At 62.4% G+C, this 19,745-nt stretch carries 20 protein-coding genes; 14 read left to right on the forward strand and 6 right to left on the reverse strand.

Annotated elements, in window-relative coordinates; all coding sequences use genetic code 11:
* Positions 1 to 55 precede the first annotated feature (55 nt).
* The 7 genes from RA21_RS23390 (at position 56) to lpxB (ending at position 6,598) form a co-directional block, all read left to right on the forward strand.
* Entirely contained in the window at positions 56 to 181 is a 126-nt protein-coding gene (locus RA21_RS23390; protein WP_275041215.1) for a hypothetical protein, read from the forward strand.
* Between the two features lie 127 nt (positions 182 to 308).
* Positions 309 to 2,699, forward strand: coding sequence for an outer membrane protein assembly factor BamA (bamA, locus tag RA21_RS01835; RefSeq protein WP_039145741.1), 2,391 nt, complete (start codon positions 309 to 311; stop codon positions 2,697 to 2,699).
* A 55-nt stretch (positions 2,700 to 2,754) separates the two neighbouring features.
* Entirely contained in the window at positions 2,755 to 3,309 is a 555-nt protein-coding gene (locus tag RA21_RS01840) for an OmpH family outer membrane protein (RefSeq protein WP_443136561.1), read from the forward strand.
* Between the two features lie 75 nt (positions 3,310 to 3,384).
* On the forward strand, positions 3,385 to 3,855 hold the full coding sequence (fabZ, locus tag RA21_RS01845; protein WP_019296164.1) for a 3-hydroxyacyl-ACP dehydratase FabZ: 471 nt from the start codon (positions 3,385 to 3,387) through the stop codon (positions 3,853 to 3,855).
* 1 nt (position 3,856) lies between these two features.
* On the forward strand, positions 3,857 to 4,642 hold the full coding sequence (gene lpxA / locus RA21_RS01850; RefSeq protein WP_039145743.1) for an acyl-ACP--UDP-N-acetylglucosamine O-acyltransferase: 786 nt from the start codon (positions 3,857 to 3,859) through the stop codon (positions 4,640 to 4,642).
* A gap of 4 nt (positions 4,643 to 4,646) precedes the next feature.
* Positions 4,647 to 5,435, forward strand: coding sequence for an LpxI family protein (locus RA21_RS01855; RefSeq protein ID WP_039145744.1), 789 nt, complete (start codon positions 4,647 to 4,649; stop codon positions 5,433 to 5,435).
* Positions 5,432 to 6,598 (forward strand): lipid-A-disaccharide synthase, encoded by a 1,167-nt coding sequence (lpxB, locus tag RA21_RS01860; RefSeq protein ID WP_039145749.1) that lies wholly within the window; start codon positions 5,432 to 5,434, stop codon positions 6,596 to 6,598. Before RA21_RS01855 ends, lpxB begins: the two co-directional genes overlap by 4 nt.
* A 268-nt stretch (positions 6,599 to 6,866) precedes the next feature.
* Here the strand turns inward: lpxB and mnmA are convergent, their stop codons facing one another.
* Positions 6,867 to 8,012, reverse strand: coding sequence for a tRNA 2-thiouridine(34) synthase MnmA (gene mnmA, locus RA21_RS01865; protein ID WP_039145750.1), 1,146 nt, complete (start codon positions 8,010 to 8,012; stop codon positions 6,867 to 6,869).
* Positions 8,013 to 8,159: 147 nt separating this feature from the next.
* Here mnmA and sciP point away from each other — a divergent pair, with 147 nt between their 5' ends.
* The 5 genes from sciP to RA21_RS23395 all read left to right on the forward strand — a co-directional run bounded on the left by sciP (position 8,160) and on the right by RA21_RS23395 (position 14,063).
* Entirely contained in the window at positions 8,160 to 8,447 is a 288-nt protein-coding gene (gene sciP / locus RA21_RS01870; RefSeq protein WP_019296169.1) for a CtrA inhibitor SciP, read from the forward strand.
* 117 nt (positions 8,448 to 8,564) lie between these two features.
* A complete protein-coding gene (ctrA, locus tag RA21_RS01875) occupies positions 8,565 to 9,284 on the forward strand; it encodes a response regulator transcription factor CtrA (protein WP_019296170.1) in 720 nt (239 codons plus the stop codon).
* A gap of 168 nt (positions 9,285 to 9,452) precedes the next feature.
* On the forward strand, positions 9,453 to 11,705 hold the full coding sequence (gene ligA, locus RA21_RS01880; protein ID WP_052257586.1) for an NAD-dependent DNA ligase LigA: 2,253 nt from the start codon (positions 9,453 to 9,455) through the stop codon (positions 11,703 to 11,705).
* Positions 11,702 to 13,792, forward strand: coding sequence for an ATP-dependent DNA helicase RecG (recG, locus tag RA21_RS01885; protein WP_039145752.1), 2,091 nt, complete (start codon positions 11,702 to 11,704; stop codon positions 13,790 to 13,792). Before ligA ends, recG begins: the two co-directional genes overlap by 4 nt.
* A gap of 148 nt (positions 13,793 to 13,940) precedes the next feature.
* Positions 13,941 to 14,063 (forward strand): hypothetical protein, encoded by a 123-nt coding sequence (locus RA21_RS23395; RefSeq protein ID WP_019296173.1) that lies wholly within the window; start codon positions 13,941 to 13,943, stop codon positions 14,061 to 14,063.
* Between the two features lie 302 nt (positions 14,064 to 14,365).
* Here the strand turns inward: RA21_RS23395 and RA21_RS01890 are convergent, their stop codons facing one another.
* Positions 14,366 to 14,818: an iron-sulfur cluster assembly scaffold protein gene (locus RA21_RS01890; protein ID WP_019296174.1), complete on the reverse strand. Its 453-nt coding sequence runs from the start codon at positions 14,816 to 14,818 to the stop codon at positions 14,366 to 14,368.
* Positions 14,819 to 14,895: 77 nt separating this feature from the next.
* Between RA21_RS01890 and hisI the strand changes: the two genes are divergently transcribed.
* Positions 14,896 to 15,255, forward strand: a complete 360-nt coding sequence (gene hisI, locus RA21_RS01895) for a phosphoribosyl-AMP cyclohydrolase (protein WP_039145754.1) — start codon at positions 14,896 to 14,898, stop codon at positions 15,253 to 15,255.
* A 36-nt stretch (positions 15,256 to 15,291) separates the two neighbouring features.
* Here hisI and gluQRS read toward each other — a convergent pair whose 3' ends face one another.
* The 4 genes from gluQRS to RA21_RS01915 form a co-directional block, all read right to left on the reverse strand.
* On the reverse strand, positions 15,292 to 16,152 hold the full coding sequence (gluQRS, locus tag RA21_RS01900) for a tRNA glutamyl-Q(34) synthetase GluQRS (RefSeq protein WP_039145755.1): 861 nt from the start codon (positions 16,150 to 16,152) through the stop codon (positions 15,292 to 15,294).
* Positions 16,149 to 16,763, reverse strand: a complete 615-nt coding sequence (locus RA21_RS01905; RefSeq protein ID WP_039145756.1) for a class I SAM-dependent DNA methyltransferase — start codon at positions 16,761 to 16,763, stop codon at positions 16,149 to 16,151. The genes gluQRS and RA21_RS01905 overlap by 4 nt, the downstream gene beginning before the upstream one ends.
* 33 nt (positions 16,764 to 16,796) lie before the next feature.
* Positions 16,797 to 18,152, reverse strand: a complete 1,356-nt coding sequence (gene trmFO, locus RA21_RS01910; protein WP_039145757.1) for a methylenetetrahydrofolate--tRNA-(uracil(54)-C(5))-methyltransferase (FADH(2)-oxidizing) TrmFO — start codon at positions 18,150 to 18,152, stop codon at positions 16,797 to 16,799.
* Positions 18,153 to 18,474: 322 nt separating this feature from the next.
* A complete protein-coding gene (locus RA21_RS01915; RefSeq protein ID WP_039145758.1) occupies positions 18,475 to 19,260 on the reverse strand; it encodes an enoyl-CoA hydratase in 786 nt (261 codons plus the stop codon).
* 58 nt (positions 19,261 to 19,318) lie between these two features.
* On the opposite strand from RA21_RS01915, the gene RA21_RS01920 reads away from it, so the two are divergent.
* Positions 19,319 to 19,741 carry a PaaI family thioesterase gene (locus RA21_RS01920; protein WP_039145759.1) on the forward strand — a complete coding sequence of 141 codons (423 nt, stop codon included), beginning with the start codon at positions 19,319 to 19,321 and terminating at the stop codon, positions 19,739 to 19,741.
* Positions 19,742 to 19,745 lie beyond the last annotated feature (4 nt).

Here is a 19,745-nt window from a genome sequence, read left to right on the forward strand (position 1 = left end):
GCCCGCGCCGCTGAGCGCCGTGCTTGCGGGCGGGTGAAGAACTGGGGGATATCCGATGCACACACTCTCGCAATCCTATCGCGGCCTTGGCCTCTTGGTGCGCCTGAACTGGGACCGGGCATTGACCGGATTCGCCATTGCCGGAGCGTTGACAGCAGGCACCTGGCTCGCCACTTTGTGATTCCCGTACCCGGCGCGCCAGCCCGCCGCGCCGGTTGCCCTCAAGTTGCGCCTCAGTTGGTTTTGACAAGCGCTTTCAAACCCGGTACGCACGTCGCAAAGCTGCTATAAAAATCGGGTTCTGAAAAATGGTTTGGGGGAAAATCGCAGGCAAGTCCTGTGTCGAGCGCAAGTCGGGCATCAATATCTTGTACCGCAAAGTTTCTGCTATTTCTCTGGCAGTTGCGCTGGGTTACGCGCTGGCACCGCTGCCGGCAGAAGCGCAAAGCTACCGCTTCAATTCGGTGCAGGTAGAGGGCAATCAGCGCATTCAGACGTCGACCGTTGTCGCTTATACCGGCATCGAGCGCGGCCAGACGGTCAGCGCAGGCGAGCTGAACGACGCCTACCAGCGCATTCTTGACAGTGGCGTATTTGAAACAGTGGAAATCGTGCCGCGCGGCAGCACGCTGGTGATCAAGGTCACTGAGTTCCCGACCATCAATCAGATCAGTTTCGAAGGCAACAAGCGCCTCAAGGACGACGCGCTGGACCAGATCATCGAATCTGCGCCGCGCCGGGTGTTCAACCCTACGCAGGCAGAGCGTGACGCCGCCGCAATTGCCGAAGCCTACAGCGTGCAGGGGCGTTTGGCCTCGCGCGTGACCCCGCGGATCATCCGCCGCAGCAACAATCGCGTTGATCTGGTGTTCGAGATTTCCGAAGGCGACACCATCGAGGTGGAGCGCGTGTCGTTCACCGGCAACCGGGTCTATTCGGACCGCCGTCTGCGCCGGGTGCTGGAAACCAAGCAGGCCGGCCTGCTGCGCGGCTTCATCCGTTCCGACACCCTGATCGAGGACCGGCTGGAATTCGACAAGCAGGTGCTGCGCGACTTCTACCTGTCGCGCGGCTATGTCGACTTCCGGGTGAACAGCGCCAACGCAGAAGTGACCGAGGAACGCGATGCCGTGTTCCTGGTTGTTGACGTGACCGAAGGCCAGCAGTTCAAGTTCGGCAATATCACCGTCACCAGCGAAATGCCGGAAGCGGATGCGGATGAATTTGCCTCCACGCTGAAAATCAAGCCGGGTGTGACTTACACACCGTCTCTGGTTGAAAATGCGATCGACCGGATGGAGGGCCTGGCCGTCCGCAATGAGATCGATTTCCTGCGGGTTGAGCCGCGGGTCACCCGCAATGACCGTGACCTGACCCTGGACATCGAATTCGTGCTGACGCGCGGCCCCCGTGTCTTTGTCGAGCGGATCGATATCGAGGGCAACACCACCACCCTGGACCGGGTTGTCCGCCAGCAGTTTGCATCGGTTGAAGGCGACCCCTTCAACCCGCGCTCCATCCGCAACAGCGCGGAGCGGATCCGCGCGCTGGGTTTCTTTGCCAATGCGGACGTCGAAACCCGCGAAGGCAGCTCCGCCGATCAGGTGATTGTCGATGTGGATGTCGAAGAACAGCCGACCGGCTCGCTGAACCTTGGCGGCGCCTACTCGGTCACCGACGGCTTTGGCCTGAGCATCGGCCTGACGGAAAACAACTTCCTTGGCCGCGGCCAGCGGCTGTCGCTGAACATCGCCACCGCGACGGAATCCGACTCCTACGTGCTGGGCTTCACCGAGCCTTACCTGCTGGGCCGGAAACTGCGGTTTGATCTGGACCTGGGCCTCAATGAAACCGACTCCAGTTTCTCCGAATACAAGACCAAGCGAGTCTTCTTCCAGCCTGCGCTAACGTTCGATACCGGCGAGGATACCTCGCTGCAGGTCCGTTACACTTGGGACGCGGACGAGATGCAGTTTGACGACGATGACACCAACCAGAATCTGGCTGGCCCGATTATCCGCAGCGAGATTGGGCAGGGTGAACGGAATGCCAGCGCAATTGGCTTTACCTACCGGTATGACAGCCGCCTGACCGGGCTCGATCCGACTGCTGGTTTCCTGGTAGAAATCGGCGCTGACTATGCAGGTCTGGGCGGGGACTCCGAATACGTCAAGGCAACCACAAAACTCGTTGCTCAGAAACAGATTTGGAACGAAGAAGTCACCATCCGCGCCACGCTGGAGGCTGGTGCATTCCAGTGGGAAGGCAGTGGAAACAGCCGGACGATCGACCGCTTTGTTCTGACGCCTTCTGTCATGCGCGGGTTTGAGCCGGGTGGTATCGGGCCGCGGGATCGGTCCTCTGGCGGTCCCAATGGCCCGTACAACGACTTCCTGGGCGGCAACTACTATGCGGTTGCGCGGTTCGATGCAGAATTCCCGCTTGGTTTGCCCGAAGAACTGGGGATGCGCGGTGGCATTTTCTATGACGTCGGCGGCCTGTGGGGGCTGCAAAATGTCGATACCATCAAAAGCAACAGCATTGTCGGACACGAGAAATCCTTCCGCCACGTGGTTGGTGTCTCGCTTCTTTGGACCACCGGGTTCGGCCCGCTGAGGTTCAACTTCTCCAAAGCCCTCAAGAAAGAGGACTTTGACGAGGAGCAGAGCTTTGACCTGACCTTGCAGGCGAGGTTCTGATCTGGTGCGGCAGCCGAAGCCCGGAGCCAGGGCAGCGCTGGGGCTTGTCCTGGCGCTGATCTGCGCCGGCACTGCACCCGTCCGCGCACAGGAGACTGCGGGCAGCAGCGGGGCCGAATTTCAGCTGGGGCTGCCGCAAAGCGGCATCCTCACGATTCAGCCGGACCGGCTGTTCTCGGAAAGCGCCTTTGGCAAGCGGGTGGAACGCGAGATTGAGGCCGAAGGCGCGGTTCTGACCGCGGAGAACCGCCGTATCGAGGCGGAACTGCGTAAGGAGGAGCTGGACCTGACCGAACGGCGCAGCGAGATGGAGCCGGAAGCTTTCCGCGCTCTGGCGGATGCCTTTGATGAGAAAGTCCAGGAAACCCGCCGCCGCCAGGACCAGAAGCTGCGCGAGATAACCCAGATGGGCGAGGATGCCCGGCGGGAGTTCATTAAGGCGTCTCTGCCGGTGCTGCAGCAAATCATGCGGGAAGCCGGGGCTGGGGCGATCCTCGATCATTCCTCGGTGTTTCTGAGTGCCGACGCGGCCGACATCACGGCCTTGGCAATCGCCAGGATCGATGCCGTTCTGGGTGACGGCGCCGCAGATGAGGACGGCGACCGCTGAGTGCGCGAACTTGCCCAAAGCCTGTCCGCTTGCTAGGGACAGCGCAGTATTCTTGACGTAAATGGGAAACCAAGCATGACCACCGAGCTGCAAAGCGCTGACATTCAACTGATCCAGCGGATCCTGCCGCACCGTTATCCGTTCCTGCTGGTCGACAAGGTGGTCGACATCGACAGCTATAAATCGGCGCGCGGGATCAAGAATGTCACCATGAACGAGCCGCATTTCCAGGGTCATTTTCCGGGCACGCCGATCATGCCGGGCGTGACCATCGTCGAGGCGATGGCGCAGACCGCCGGCGTGATGCTGGGTGTCGGCATGGATATGGTCGACACCGACCTGCTGATCTATTTCATGAACATCGACAAGTGCAAGTTCCGCCGCAAGGTGGTGCCGGGCGATGTGCTGGAGATGCATGTGGAAACCCTGCGCGGCAAGCCGGGCGGCAAGATCTTCAAGTTCCTGGGCCGTGCGACGGTTGAGGGCGAAGTGGCTGCAGAGGCTGAATTTACCGCAATGGTCGACCGCCAGGCCGAGGAAAGCTGAAATGAGCAAGATCCACCCCAGTGCCGTGATTGAAGAGGGTGCCAAGCTTGGAAAGGACTGCGAGATCGGCCCGTTCTGCGTGGTTGGCCCCGAGGCGGTTCTGGGGGACAGGGTTGTTCTGAAATCCCATGTAGTTGTCACCGGCGATACCGAAATCGGTGACGAGACCGTGGTGTTCCCCTTTGCGGTGCTGGGGGAGATCCCGCAGGACCTGAAGTTCAAAGGCGAGAAGTGTAAGACCGTGATCGGCAAGCGCAACCGCATCCGCGAGCATGTGACGGTGAATGCCGGCACCGAGGGCGGCGGCGGCGTGACGCGTATTGGCGATGACGGTCTTTTCATGGCCGGCTGCCATATCGCCCATGACGCCCAGGTCGGCGACCGGGTGATCGTGGTGAACTCTGCCGCTGTGGCGGGGCACTGCGTGCTGGAGGACGATGTAATCATCGGCGGGTTGTCCGGCATCCATCAATGGGTGCGGATCGGCAAGGGCGCCATCATCGGCGCGGTTACCATGGTGACCAACGACGTGATTCCCTATGGCCTGGTGCAGGCGCAGCGCGGCGAGCTGGACGGTCTTAACCTGGTGGGCTTGAAGCGCCGCGGAGTCGCCCGCAGCGACATCACCGCCTTGCGCGCAGCGTTTCAGATGCTGGCCCAGGGCGAAGGAACCTTCCAGGAGCGCGCCAAGCGGCTGGGGGATGAGACCGACAGTGAATATGTGCAGCGTATTGTTGCCTTCATCACCGGCGGAAGCGATCGCTCTTTCCTGACACCGGGAGGCTAATGCGATGCTGGCAGTGATTGCAGGCACCGGCGCGCTGCCGGCTGAAGTGGCCGCGCATGCGCCGGGCCGTCCGCTGATCTGTGCGATGGCAGGGGCGGAACCGGATATGGTCGATCCGGAAATCACCTTTCGCTTTGAACAGCTCGGCAGTTTTCTGGAGCGGCTGAAGGCGGCGGAAGTGACCGAGATTTGCCTGGCTGGCGCTGTGCGCCGCCCGCATATTGATCCCTCTGCTATTGATGCGGCCACGATGCCGCTGGTGCCGGTGCTGCAAGCGGCGCTTGCGGCTGGTGACGATGGGGCCTTGCGCGCGATTATCGGGATTTTCGAACAGGCAGGCTTTGCCGTCCGCGCGGCTCATGAGGTGGCGCCGCGGCTTCTGATGGCAGCGGGTGTGCCGACCAAAGTGCAGCCCGGTGAGCTGGACAAGGCAGACGCTGAACGCGGCGCCGAGATCGTCGCGGCCATGTCTGTTGCCGACATCGGCCAGTCCTGCGCCGTGCGCAAAGGGCAAGCGATTGCGGTCGAAAACCTGTTTGGCACTGACTGGATGCTGACCTCGCTGCAGCATCGTCCGGACGGGCAGGGCGGTCTCTTGTTCAAGGCGCCGAAACCGGCACAGGACCGCCGCGCCGATCTGCCCACGATTGGTGTGGAGACGGTTGAGGCTGCAGCTAAAGCCGGGCTGTCCGGCATTGTGCTGGAGGCGGGCGGTGTCATCGTTCTGGATCAGGACGCGGTGATTGCGGCCTGCGACCGGCTGGGCTTGTTCCTCTGGCTGCGCGAGGCATGAGCCTTCGGGTCTTTATCCTGGCGGGCGAGCCTTCGGGCGACCGGCTGGGCGGAGCGCTGATGGCAGGACTGAAACAACTGGAGCCCGGCGTCAGTTTTGACGGCATCGGTGGCACACTGATGGCGGAGCAGGGGCTGGTATCGCGCTTTCCAATGGATGAGTTGTCGGTCATGGGGCTGGCGGAGGTGCTGCCCAAGTACCGCCACCTGAAGCGCCGGATCCGGGAAACGGCGGACGCGGTGCTGGAAACCAGGCCGGACGTGCTGATCACCATCGACAGCCCTGACTTCTCCCTTCGCGTGGCGCGGCTGGTCAAGGCGCAAAGCAATATCCGCACCGTGCATTACGTGGCGCCTTCGGTCTGGGCGTGGCGGCCCAAGCGGGCCGGGAAAATGGCGGAAGTCATTGATCACGTGCTGGCGCTCTTGCCGTTCGAGCCGCCCTACATGGAAGCGGCGGGCATGGACTGCGATTTCGTCGGCCACCCGGTGGTGTCGGAGCCTCAGGCCACAGATGCAGAGATCCAGGCCTTCCGCAGTGAATTCGGTTTGGGTGATGCGCCGTTTGTCTTGGCACTGCCCGGATCGCGCCGGTCTGAAGTGTCGCGGCTGGCGCCGGACTTTGGCGGGGCCCTGGAGCAATTTTGCGCAAAGCATCCTGATTACCGGATTGTGATTCCTGCCGCCGCGCCCGTCGCGGGTCTGGTGCAAGACGCACTGAAGGATTGGCCGGCGGGCACTGTCATGGTTGATCCGAACCGGTATACTCCGGACCGTGCCAAAGCGCATAAACGCGCCGCCTTTGCCTCCGCCAGCCTGGCGCTGGCTGCCTCTGGTACCGTTTCGCTGGAACTGGCCGCCGCCCGAACACCGATGGTGATCGCCTACAAGTTCCAGTGGCTCACCTGGCAGATCATGAAGCGCATGGCGCTGATCGACACGGTGACGCTGGTCAATCTGGTAAGCGATACGCGGGTGGTGCCGGAATGCCTGGGGCCGGACTGCACGCCGGAGAACATCTCCGCCCGGCTGGAGGAATCTGCCGGAAATCCCAGTGCTCAGCGGGAGGCGATGGAACTGACCATGCAGCGCTTGGGACAGGGCGGAGAAGAGCCCGGTCTGCGCGCCGCCCGTGCGGTTCTGGACCGGTTGCCCGGCAGGTAAGCCGGAAGCACGCCGGATGCAAAGCCTCCGCCGCGCGGCTTCTGGTTGCGCGGGAGCTGCGCTCCCGCGCGGAGTGCGCCGCTCCGCAGCCGCAGAACGCAGACGGTTGGGAAACACGAGAATTTTGCAGGATATTCTGCTGAGAAGCACTTATGGGCAGGTCTGCCCTTAAGGCGCTCTTCCGATTTTGTTTTGAAGATGCCGCGTCAAGGACAAGCCGCGCCTGCCGCGCGGAGGCTTCGCCTCCCTTGACCCGGCGGGCAGTGGATCAGTAGCCGCGCCAGATCCAGCCGCCGCCGAAGATGCGGCTGCCCTCGCTGGCGTAGAACACGCAAGCCTGGCCGGGGGAGACGCCTTCTTCCGGCGTCAGCAGCTCTACCTCGGCAGTGGTCTCAGTCAGCGGCCGGATGATCGCCTCGCGCGGCGGGCGGGTGGAGCGGACCTTGACCTTCAGATGCCATTCTTTGCGGCTTGTGAAGGGTTCATCGCCCAGCCAGTTGATCTCGCGCACCGGGATGGTGCGGGTGGCCAGCAGCTCCTTGGGGCCGACAACCACCTGTTTTGTGTCCACATCCAGTTTCACCACATAAAGCGGTTCGCTGAGCCCGCCGATACCCAGCCCCCGGCGCTGGCCGATGGTGTAGTGGATGACGCCCTCGTGGCTGCCCAGCACCCGGCCGTCGGAATGCACGATCTCGCCCGGCTCCGCTGCGCCGGGGCGCAGCTTCTCGATCACGCTGGCGTAGTTGCCGTCCGGCACAAAGCAGATGTCCTGGCTGTCAGGCTTGTCGGCCACCGCCAGACCGTATTGGGCCGCCATCTCGCGGGTGGCGTCCTTGGAGGGCAGGTGGCCCAGCGGGAAGCGCAGGTAATCGAGCTGCTCCGGCGTGGTGGAGAACAGGAAGTAGCTCTGGTCGCGGTTGGCGTCTTCAGCAGAATGCAATTCCGGCCCGTGCGCGCCCATCTTGCGCTGGATGTAATGACCGGTCGCCATGCAGTCGGCCTCAAGGTCCTTGGCGGTTTCCAGGAGATCCTTGAACTTCACCCGCTCATTGCAGCGGATGCAGGGTACCGGGGTTGCACCAGCCAGATAGCTGTCGGCGAACTCGTCAATCACCGCATCCTTAAAAATGTTCTCATAATCCAGAACGTAGTGCGGGAAGCCGCGTTCCTCTGCCACGCGCCGCGCATCATGGATATCGATGCCCGCGCAGCAGGCGCCTTTTTTCGCCAGCGCCGCGCCGTGATCGTAGAGCTGCAGCGTCACGCCGACCACGTCATAGCCCTGATCGGCCAAATATGCAGCAACAACAGAGCTGTCGACGCCGCCTGACATCGCCACAACCACCCGGGTTTCCGAGGGCGGTTTGGCAAAGCCGAGTGAATTGAGTTCCGTGTCGTGGTCCAGCGCCATGGGGCAGCTCCTGAAGGCAAGGGGGCAGGCGCCGCAGAATATATGAAAATCCTAAGGACTCTCAAGGGGCGTGGTTCATGCGGCGTTAAGCCTGTTGGGAAATTCTGGTGCCAGACCCAACGAACAAGATCTTCAGAGGGAAGAAAGATGTTTTTGAAGAAAGTCGACGGGCCGCGGGCAGTCACCCTGCCGGACGGCACCATCATGACCCGGGCGGATTTGCCGCCGGAAACCACCAAGCGCTGGGTGGCCTCGCGCAAGGCAGCCGTGGTGCGCGGTGTGCTCTACGGGCTGCTGCCGCAGAAGGAGGCGATGCGCCGCTACGGCCTGAGCGAGGAAGAGTTCCGCAGCTGGGTTGCAGCCGTTGCCGATCATGGCGAAGAGGCCCTGAAAACCACACGTCTCAAGAAATTCCGTGATCAGGACGCAAAATAAATCAGGCCGCCCTTGAGTTGAAATTCTAAATTAACCATCATGGTAACGAGGCATTAACTTTTTTCCACCAAGGTTAACGCGACCTGAGGGAAACAGTGTACAGGCGGAGAAAATAATATGCGCATTCTGCTGGTTGAGGATGATCCGACCACGGCCAAGAGCATCGAGCTGATGCTGACCCATGCCAACCTGAACGTTTATACGACGGATCTGGGGGAGGAAGGGATCGATCTGGCCAAACTTTACGACTATGACCTGATCCTCTTGGATCTGGGGCTGCCGGATATGAACGGCCATGAGGTGCTGCGCCAGCTGCGCATGTCCCGCATCGAAACGCCCATTCTGATCCTGTCCGGTGCGGACGATACCGACAACAAGATCAAGGGCTTCGGCTTTGGCGCGGATGACTATCTGACCAAACCCTTCCACCGCGAGGAACTGGTGGCGCGGATCCACGCGATTATCCGCCGGTCCAAGGGCCATTCGCAGTCGATCATCAAGACCGGCAAGATCGCGGTCAATCTGGACGCCAAGACGGTGGAGGCCGGTGGCAAGGCGGTGCATCTGACCGGCAAGGAATACCAGATGCTGGAGCTTCTGTCCCTGCGCAAGGGTACCACGCTGACCAAGGAGATGTTCCTGAACCATCTTTATGGCGGCATGGATGAACCAGAACTGAAAATCATCGATGTTTTCATCTGTAAGTTGCGTAAGAAACTCAGCAACGCGACAGACGGCGAAAACTACATCGAAACTGTCTGGGGCCGCGGCTATGTGCTGCGTGATCCGCAGGAAGATCATATGTCAGGCGGTCAGCGGATGGCTGTCGGCGCCTGAAAGGAAGAACACCCGGGTGGCGCGTGATGATGCGCCACCGGTTGCAAAGACCTGCCTTTGGGCGGGTCTTTTTGTTTTTAACGGCTGCGGTGCGCCGACTGTCAGATGCGCTGGACGCGGCGCGCGTGGAGCCTTATCACCGGAGGGGAGAACGAAGAGGGACCGCGCGTGGCAGAATTGACAGAAAAAGACGTGGCCAGCCTGACAGCAGATGACGCTAAGGCGGAATTTGAGGCGATTGAAGAGCAGTTGCGGGCGGCTGATCTGGCCTATCACCAGGACGACGCGCCGGAGATCAGTGATGCAGAATATGATTCGCTTAAGCGCCGCTACCGGGCTCTTGCGGATGCTTTCCCTGAACTCGCGGAAGCGGCCAGCCAGCTGGACGCGGTCGGCGCGCCTGCCGCGTCCGGCTTTGGCAAGATCACTCATTCCGTTCGGATGCTGTCGCTGGGCAATGCCTTTGAGGATGAAGACGTCGCGGATTTCGACCGCAGCATCCGCAAGTACCTCGGCCTCAGCCCGGCGGATGCCCTGGCCTTCACGGCGGAGCCTAAAATTGACGGGCTGTCGCTGTCCCTGCGTTATGAAAACGGCACGCTGATCCAGGCGGCGACCCGCGGCGATGGCAGCATTGGCGAGAACGTGACCGCCAACGCCCGCACCATTGCCGACATCCCGCAGCAATTGGAAGGGGCGCCGGACGTTCTGGAAGTGCGCGGCGAAGTTTACATGAGCCACGCGGATTTCGAGGCGCTGAATGCCCGGCACGAGGAACGCGGCGGCAAGACCTTTGCCAATCCGCGCAATGCGGCTGCGGGCTCCTTGCGGCAGCTGGATGCGGAAATCACCCGTGCGCGGCCCTTGCGGTTCTTTGCCTACAGCTGGGGAGAGCTGAGCGAACCGCTGGCAGAGACCCAGATAGAGGCAATCGAACGGCTGAAGTCCCTGGGCTTTCAGACCAATCCGCTGACCCGGCTCTGTGCGTCCACCGAAGACATGATCGCGCATTACCGCAGCATCGAGGAGCAGCGAGCTACGCTCGGCTATGACATCGACGGCGTGGTCTACAAGGTCAATGATCTGGCGCTGCAGGCGCGGCTGGGGTTCCGCTCCACCACACCCCGCTGGGCGATTGCGCACAAATTCCCAGCCGAACTTGCCTGGACCCGGCTGGAGGCCATCGACATTCAGGTCGGCCGCACCGGCGCGCTCAGCCCGGTGGCGCGGCTCACCCCGGTGACGGTTGGCGGGGTGGTGGTATCCAACGCCACGCTGCACAATGAGGACTACATTCAGGGGCGCGATTCAAAGGGCGAGGAAATCCGCGGCGGCAAGGACATCCGCATCGGTGATTGGGTGCAGATCTACCGCGCCGGCGATGTGATCCCCAAGGTGGCCGATGTGGATCTGGCCAAACGCCCGGATGGCGCAGAACCTTACCAGTTCCCGCACATCTGCCCGGAGTGCGGCAGCCCGGCGGAACGGGAAGAGGGCGATGCGGTGCGCCGCTGCTCCGGCGGCATCATCTGCCCCGCCCAGGCGGTGGAGAAGCTGAAGCATTTCGTCTCCCGAGCGGCCTTTGACATCGAAGGGCTGGGCGCCAAGCAGGTGGAGCAGTTCCACGGTGATGAATGGATCAAGGAGCCTGCAGATGTCTTTGATCTGCAAGCGAATTATGGGTCTGGCTTGCAGCAGCTGAAGAACCGCGAGGGCTGGGGAGAGAAGTCCGCCGAGAACCTGTTCGCGGCGATCGAGGAAAAGCGAACCATCCCGCTGGCCAAGCTGATTTTTGCCCTTGGCATCCGCCACGCCGGCGAGGTCGCTGGCCGTGATCTGGCGTTGCACTACCGGGATTGGCAGGCAATGGCGGAGGCGATTGATACTGCCCGCCCGGCTGCGCTGGCCCACCGGGCCGCGGATGAAGCCGAAGAGGCGGAGCGTCAAGCCGCAGCTGACGAAGGCAGGCGCGCGAAGATCTCTGAAACCCGTGCGGCAGCCGTTGCGGCTTGCAATGTTCCCGCGGACGCCTCGTCTGCCTGGGCCGACCTCATTGGCGTGGACGGGATCGGCGCAGTTTTGGGCCTTTCCCTGTCCGACGCCTTTGCCAACGCAGAGGAGCGCGCGGCGTTTGACCGGCTGGTGGCAAAACTCACCATCGTGCCGCCGGATGCCCCGGCCGCGGACAGCCCGGTGGCTGGAAAGACCGTGGTCTTCACCGGCACGCTGGAGAAGATGACCCGGGCCGAAGCCAAGGCGCGGGCAGAGGCGCTGGGGGCCAAGGTTTCCGGCTCAGTCTCCAAGAAGACCGACATCCTGGTGGCGGGTCCGGGCGCTGGCTCCAAGGCCAAGAAGGCGGCGGAACTAGGTATCCGGACTATGGACGAAGACGGCTGGCTGGAGCTGATCGCAGAGGCATGAGCGGGCGTCCCGAGATCCTGTTTCCGCTGTTTGCCGGCGCTGAGACCCTGCAGGGTGTCGGCCCGAAAACGGCGCAGAGCCTCAGCCAGATTGATATCGAAACGCCGCGGGATCTGCTGTTTTCGCTGCCGTATTCGGTGGTGGACCGGCGCCGCCGCGACACCATCCTCGGGGTAGAGTTGCCCGCCACTGTGACGGTGGAGGTGACCATTGGCCGTCACCGCCCGGCGCGCAACCGCGGCGGGGCCTACCGCATTCATGTCGAGGATGCGGAGACAGAGTTCCAGCTGGTCTTCTTCCACGGCCGTAGCCGCTATCTGGAGGCGCAGTTGCCCGAAGGATCCCGGCGGGTGGTCTCGGGTAAGCTGGAGCTATTCGACGGCCTCGCGCAGATGGTGCATCCGGACCACATGCTGCCGGTGGAAGAGGCGCATGGCATCCCGGAGTTTGAACCGGTCTACAGCCTGACCCATGGGGTCACGCAAAAGACCATGTACAAAGCGGCGCAAAGCGCGCTGGCGCGGATGCCGGAACTGGCAGAATGGATCGACCCGGCGCAGATGCTTAAGGAGAACTGGCCCGCCTGGCATGAGGCGCTCCAGTTTGCCCATGCGCCGCAAGGGCCGGATGACCTCAGCCCGCAGGCGCCGGCCCGGGCGCGTTTGGCCTATGACGAACTCTTTGCCCATCAGCTGACCCTGGCGCTGGCGCGCCAGAAGGAGCGCAAGGCGCGTGGTATCCAAAGTGCGGCCACCGGACGGTTGCAGTCCAAGGTGCTGCAGGCGCTGCCGTACCGGCCCACAGGCGCACAGGCCCGCGCGATCGAGGAAATCTCTGCCGATATGGCCTCGGACAAGCGCATGAACAGGCTTCTGCAGGGCGATGTGGGTGCTGGAAAAACGCTGGTTGCTTTCATGGCCTTGCTGGTAGCTGTTGAAGCGGGCGGGCAGGGGGTGATGATGGCCCCAACCGGCATTCTGGCGCAGCAGCACATGGAAGGCCTGGCGCCGCTGGCCGAAGACGCGGGCGTGGTGATCGAGATCCTGACGGGCCGCGACAAGGGCGCTGAGCGAAAGGCAAAATTGGCCGCGCTGAAGCGCGGCGATATTCACATTCTGGTCGGCACTCATGCAGTGTTCCAGCATGACGTGGAATTCCGTGACCTGCGCCTTGCGATTGTCGATGAACAGCACCGCTTCGGCGTGCGCCAGCGAATGGAGCTGGCGGAAAAGGGCAAGGGCGCCGATGTTCTGGTGATGACTGCGACACCGATCCCGCGCTCACTGGCGCTGGCGCAGTATGGCGACATGGATGTCTCGGTGCTGGATGAGAAACCGCCGGGGCGCAAGCCGGTCAAGACAGCCGTGATCAGTACGGAGCGGATGCAGGAGGTGGTGGACCACCTGCGCAAGGCGATTGCCGAGGGGCGGCAGTGCTATTGGGTTTGCCCGCTGGTGGACGAATCCGAGCTGAGCGACCTGACGGCGGCGGAAGAACGCTTCAAGCACCTGCGCGCTATTCTCGGCGAAGGAACAGTTGGACTGGTGCACGGCCAGATGCCCCCCTCTGAGAAGGACGCGGCGATGGCGGCGTTTGTTGAAGGAAAGACAAAGGTTCTGGTGGCCACCACGGTGATCGAAGTGGGGGTAAACGTGCCCAATGCCTCGATCATGGTGATCGAGCGGGCCGAGATTTTCGGCTTGGCCCAGCTGCACCAGCTGCGCGGCCGGGTCGGGCGCGGCAGCGCCGAGTCGACGTGCCTCTTGATGTATCAGCCGCCGCTGACCGAGGGCGGCCGCAAGCGGCTGGAGGTGCTGCGCGAGACCGAAGACGGGTTCCGGATCTCCGAGACCGACCTTCAGATGCGCGGGGCGGGCGATATGATCGGCACCGCGCAATCCGGGCTGCCGCGATTCCAAATCGCCGACCTGGAACGCCAAGCCGGGCTGATGGCTGTGGCGCAAAGCGATGCGCGGGCGCTGCTGGCTGCCGACCCCAAGCTGGAGGGGGAGCGCGGCAAGGCGGCGCGCGTTCTGTTGTGGCTGATGAAACAGGATCAGGCGATCCGTTTGATTTCAGTGGGTTAGCCTCCGCTCCCGCGACTGTTCCGCTGCGGTGTTCTCTTGTGTTCGCAAATGTTCTCAAAAAGTTCTTTACAGGCGCGCCTGAAAATGAGAACAAAGAGGCAACAAGATTGCCAGAGAGCAGCGACACAGACTGGAGGAGGCCCGAGCCATGATTGCACAGATCAAGACCACCATTCAAAACGCCCATTCAACCCTGCTGCAGGACGCCATCGGTGCGGCCTCGCTGATGGTGATGCTGGTGGCGGCGCTGCACCTGCCGGGGCTGTTCTGACGCCTGTACCGTTTTCCTGAATGCCTCTGCTGTGCCGGGCCGGCCCTTTCCTGTCCCGGACTGTTCTTAGGGGATCAACCGCCTGTACAGATCCCCCTCGGCCCGATCTTCGACTGAATTGCCTCAAGATCCTGCCTGGCCCGCCCGGGTCCCGCACAACAGAGCATGACTGCCGCCGCCATCTGCCCGGATGTGCGGCGGTTTTTTCATTGGTGCGGGGCATAGAAAGCCAAAGCCCTGCAAGAATGCAGGGCAGTCTGGTGCTCCTTGCTGTGAGCGTTTTGTGCCGCGGACCTAGTGCCTCAGGCGCATTGCTCCTTGGCAGCGGTCTGCATCGCTTCCAGAGTTGCCTCCAGCGCCAGCATGATCGAGGCGTGGCGGTTCTTGAATTCCTTTGCAGGCTGCAGAACTTCCAGCCCGTCAAACGGCGCATCAGGGACCGGTCCGTCCTGGGTCAGCATGGCCTTGAGCTGATTGCGGGCGGTTTCAACCTCTTCCTGCGAGCGGCCAATGACATTGGCGCCTACCACCGCGGCAGAGGCCTGACCCAGGGCACAGGCCTTCACGTCCTGACCGAAATCCGTGATCCGGCCATCCTCAACCTTGACGTCGACGGTCACGGCAGAGCCGCACAAGGGCGATCGTTTCTTGACCGTGGCGTCCGGCGCCTGCAACCGGTCGAGGTGCGGAATGTCGGCTGCCAGCGCCAGAATGCGCGAGGAATACAGCTTGATCAGATCACTATCGCCAGACATTGCTTTCCCGGTCTTTCCCATTTTGCAGGTTCCCCATACATAGGGAGCCGAACAGCAGATGCAAAAGGTTTTTAGACATGTCCTTTGATCCCGCCAGCCTGACCTACAACGATGCTGGGCTGATCCCTTGCATTGCGCAGGACGACGCCTCCGGCGAGGTGCTGATGATGGCTTGGATGAATGCCGATGCGGTGGCGAAGACGCTTGAGACCGGCAAAGTCACCTATTGGTCGCGCTCGCGGCAAGCGTTCTGGATCAAGGGTGAGACTTCCGGCCACGTGCAGGAACTGGTGGACCTGAGGATTGACTGCGACCGCGACTGCCTGCTGGCGCTGGTGCGCCAGACCGGGGCAGCCTGCCACACCAACCGGCGGACCTGTTTCTATACCGCGGTGCGGGACGGGGAAGAGGTTGAGCTGATGAAGCCGATGGAATAACGGCCCTGGCGGGCCGTGCCTCCGGCGGGGATATTTTCAGCCAGAAAGAAGCGGCAGGCCCACCATTTCGCGGATGTCTTGCGGGGTGGCCCCTTCGGCGCGGTATTTGGCGATGGCGCGGGCGTCGTCGCGTTTGGCGAGGCGTTTGCCGTTCTCATCGCGGATCAGATGGTGGTGGTGGTAAATGGGTGTGGGCAGGTCCAGCAGGCATTGAAGCAGGACGTGGATTTGGGTTGCCTCGAAAAGGTCTGCACCGCGCACCGCCTGTGTGATGCCCTGGTCCGCGTCATCCATCACCACCGACAGGTGGTAGGAACTGCCCATGTTGCGGCGCACCAGAATGATGTCGCCAACACCTGAGATCAGCGCGTCAGGGTCCAAAGCATGCGCGCCCTGGAACTCCGGCCCGGTCTCCGCGAAGCTTCGCAAACCGGCGGCGCGGACCGCTTTCTCCATATTCAGGCGGATCACGTCCCGGTCCGCGGTCTCCGATGGCAGGCGGCTGCGGCAGGTGCCAGGGTAGATGCGTCCGTCCGGGCCGAACTGAGGCACCCCTTCCTGCGGCGCGCCGGCAGCCGCCTCGATATCAGCACGGTTGCAGCGGCAGGGATAGGTGAGGCCCATCGCAGTCAGCTGTTTGAGTGCTGCCCGGTAACGGGGTAACCGCTCCGACTGGCGCATCACCGGTTTCGGCCACCTGAGGCCAAGCCAGTGAAGGTCCTCATAGATTTGCGCCTCCCACTCGGCACGCGCGCGCGACTGGTCGATGTCTTCGATGCGCAGCAGGAAGGTGCCGCCATTGGCCACGGCCATATCATGCGCCAGAAGCGCCGAATAGGCATGGCCCAGGTGCAGCGGCCCGGTTGGCGACGGCGCGAAACGTGTGGTGAATGTCACGCTTTCTCAATTACATAAACGGTGGACTTCAGGTTGATGCCGGGGAGGTGATCCCCGTGTTCCCGGAATAGCAGCCGTGCTGCTGAACAGTCCAGCCATTCATTGAGCTTGCCGGTGTAGGCATGGTCCGCCAGCGCGTGATCGTTGTAGGAAAAGGCGAACAATCCGCCGCGCGGCAGGGCGTGCATGATCGTGTCGAACACCGCGGGCGGCGCTGCGCCTGTGCCCAGAACGCCGCAGCCGGTGATCAGGCGGTAGGCGCCGTGCGGGATCGGCTGTTTCGCCGCGGGATCGATCCGCGTCAGCGTGCGGTAGGCGTCCTTGCTGCGGGCCTGTTCCAGCATTTCTTCCGACGGCTCCATGCCGTCCACGGTTTCAAACCCCTGCAGCCGCAAGGCCAGACCAGCCAAACCGGTTCCGCAGCCGAAATCCAGCACGGGCTCGCTCATGTCGGTTTGGTATTTTGCCAAAGCCTGGGCAATCCGCCCCGGTGTTGCGTAACCGTTTTCGGCAATCTCTGCGTCGTAGGAAGCGGCCCATTGGTCATAGTGCTCCAGGGTCGCTTCCGGTGTTTCAAGGCCGTACGCCTTGTCCAGAAACTTTTCGCTCATGGGAAAAGTTTAGGCGCGGGCAGGGCTTTTCGTCTAGGAAAAGTTTTTCAGCCACTCCTGCCAGACATCCTTGGCGCGGTCGGTATAGGCCTTGTAACGGTCCTTGCGGCCGCGGCGGCCGCCCTTGAGGCCGTCCACCGGGCGGAACAGGCCGAAGTTCACGTTCATTGGCTGGAAGGTTTTGGCCTCGGCACCGCCGGTGATGTGGTGGATCAGCGCGCCCATGGCGCTGTCCTGCGGCACTTCCGGCAGCTCCTGGCCCAGAACCTCAGCCGCTGCCAGGCGGCCTGCCAGCAGGCCCATGGCAGCACTTTCTACATAGCCCTCAACACCGGTGATCTGGCCGGCAAAGCGGATGTTGGGCTTTGACTTCAGCCGCATTTGCGCATCCAACAGGGTGGGCGAGTTGATGAAAGTATTACGGTGGATGCCGCCGAGCCGGGCAAAACTTGCGTTCTCCAGCCCGGGGATCATCTTGAAGACTTCCGTCTGGGCGCCGTATTTCATCTTGGTCTGGAAGCCGACGATATTGAACAGCGTCCCCAGCGCGTTATCGCGGCGCAGCTGCACCACCGCATGCGCCTTGACCTCCGGCTGGTGCGGGTTGGTCAGGCCAACCGGCTTCATCGGCCCGTGGCGCAGGGTTTCACGGCCGCGTTCGGCCATCACCTCGATCGGCAGGCAGCCGTCGAAATAGCCTGCTGTCTCACCCTCGTGGAACTCGGTCTTGTCGGCGGCCAGCAGCGCGTCGATGAAGGCCTCGTACTGGTCCTTGTCCATCGGACAGTTGAGGTAGGCGGTGCGCTCTTCCTCGGTCTCGCCCTTGTCATAGCGCGACTGCATCCAGGCCTGGGACATGTCGATGCTTTCTGCATAGACAATCGGCGCGATGGCATCAAAGAAGGCCAGTGCCTCAGCACCGGTTTCGGCCTGGATCGCCTTGCCCAGTTCCGGCGAGGTCAGCGGGCCGGTGGCAAAGATCCAGTGGCCATCGGTGGGCAGTTCGGTGATTTCTTCATAAGAAACAGTGACATTCGGGTGCGCCTTCAGCTTGGCGGTCACCGTTTCGGCAAAGGGGTCGCGGTCGACCGCCAGGGCGCCGCCGGCAGGCAGGCGGTGCTCATCCGCGGTGGTCATGATCAGCCCGTTTGCGGCGCGCATTTCCCAATGCAGCAGGCCCACGGCGTTCTGCTCGTCGTCATCGGAGCGGAAGGAGTTGGAACACACCATTTCGCCCAGGTTGCCGGTCTGGTGGGCAAAGGTTTCCACCTTGGGGCGCATCTCGTGGATAACCACCTGAACGCCCATGTTTGCCGCCTGCCAGGCCGCTTCCGAGCCGGCCATGCCGCCGCCCACGATATGCAGTGTTTTTGCCGAATGATCTGTCATGCCCGCCACATAGGGCAGGGGGCGGGATCGTGCAACAGGCTTGGCAGTTGCGCAGGCGGATGGCCGGGCGCGGATTGTCTGGGCTGGTTGGGGAAATTTGGGGCCGCCGCTGCGGGGATGGATCGCCGGGTGAGAGACCGGTTGGAGGGACCCTTCCGCAGCAGCAGCCCAAATTGTGCGGGCCGGTGACTGCTCAGCGGCCGTGCCCAATCTTTGCCATCTTTCCGCCCGAATTGAAAGGCGGTCATTTGGCCTATTACGGAAACATTACGTTCCTATTGGTAAACAAAGACTAAAGCTTTCCGTAAATTTTCGGAAAAACTCATTCCTGCCAGTCAGGGGCACGTTTTTCGATGAACGCGGCCATACCTTCGATGGTGTCACGGTGCATCAGGTTTTCAACAATCACGCCGCTGGTATAGGCATAGGCCTGGTCCAGCGGCATCTGCAGCTGCTCGTAAAACGCCTGTTTGCCGATTTTCACCGCAGCACCAAGCTTGGAGGCGATGGTCTCGGCCAGCCGGTTGGTTTCAGCTTCCAACTGCTCCAGCGGCACGGCGCGGTTGGCGAGGCCTAGGTCGACAGCGCGGGCGGCATCGACGAATTCGCCAGTTGTCAGCAGCTCAAACGCCTGTTTGCGCGGGATGTTCCGCGACAGCGCCACCATTGGGGTGGAGCAGAACAAGCCGATGTTCACGCCGTTGACGCCGAATCTGGTGCCCTCAGCCGCCACCGCCAGATCGCAGGAGGCAACCAGCTGGCAGCCCGCCGCGGTGGCGATGCCGTGAACCTGGGCAATCACCGGCTGGGGCAGGGACTGCAGCCCCGTCATTACGCTGGTGCAGCGGGCAAACAGATCCTGGAAATAAGCCTTGCCGCCGTCCTCAGACGCGCGGCCCGCGGTCATCTGCTTGATGTCATGGCCTGCGCAGAACGCCTTGCCCGCTCCTGACAGAATCACAACCTTGATGCGGCTGTCCTCGCGCAAGGCATCGATCTGTTCCTGCAGTGCAGCCAGCATCTCGTCCGACAGCGCGTTCAGCTTTTCCGGTGTGTTCATGGTGAGCCGGGCAATTGCGCCCGTGTCGTGACGTTCCAGAATTGCCATCTTGCCCTCCTCGCAAATCCGGGGGCAACTCTAGGCGGGGCGAACAGAAAGGGAAAGCATGGCGCTGGCATTTGATGTCGCAGGTCTGACGGAATACCTGCATGAGATTTTTCCGCAGGTGCGGGATGACTTTGCCATCGACGCGATGGAGGAAAACCGTCTGAGGATGCGGCTGTTGACGGCGGAGCGGCACCTGCGCCCCGGCGGCACGGTGTCCGGCCCGTCGATGTTTGCGCTGGCCGATTGCGCGGTCTACGCGCTGATCCTGGCGCATCTGGGGCAGGAGGCGCTGGCAGTGACCACCAACTGCTCGCTCGACTTCATGCGCAAACCTGCGGCTGGGGCAGACCTGATCGGGGAGGCGCGGCTGCTGAAGCTGGGCCGGGTGCTGGCGGTAGCGGATGTGCTGATCTATTCCGAGGGCATGGCAGAGCCGGTGGCGCGTGCCTCGATGACCTATTCAATCCCGCCCAAGCGTTAGGGGG

Origin of the sequence: Leisingera sp. ANG-DT (assembly GCF_000813785.1) — a bacterium.
Taxonomy (GTDB): Bacteria; Pseudomonadota; Alphaproteobacteria; order Rhodobacterales; family Rhodobacteraceae; genus Leisingera.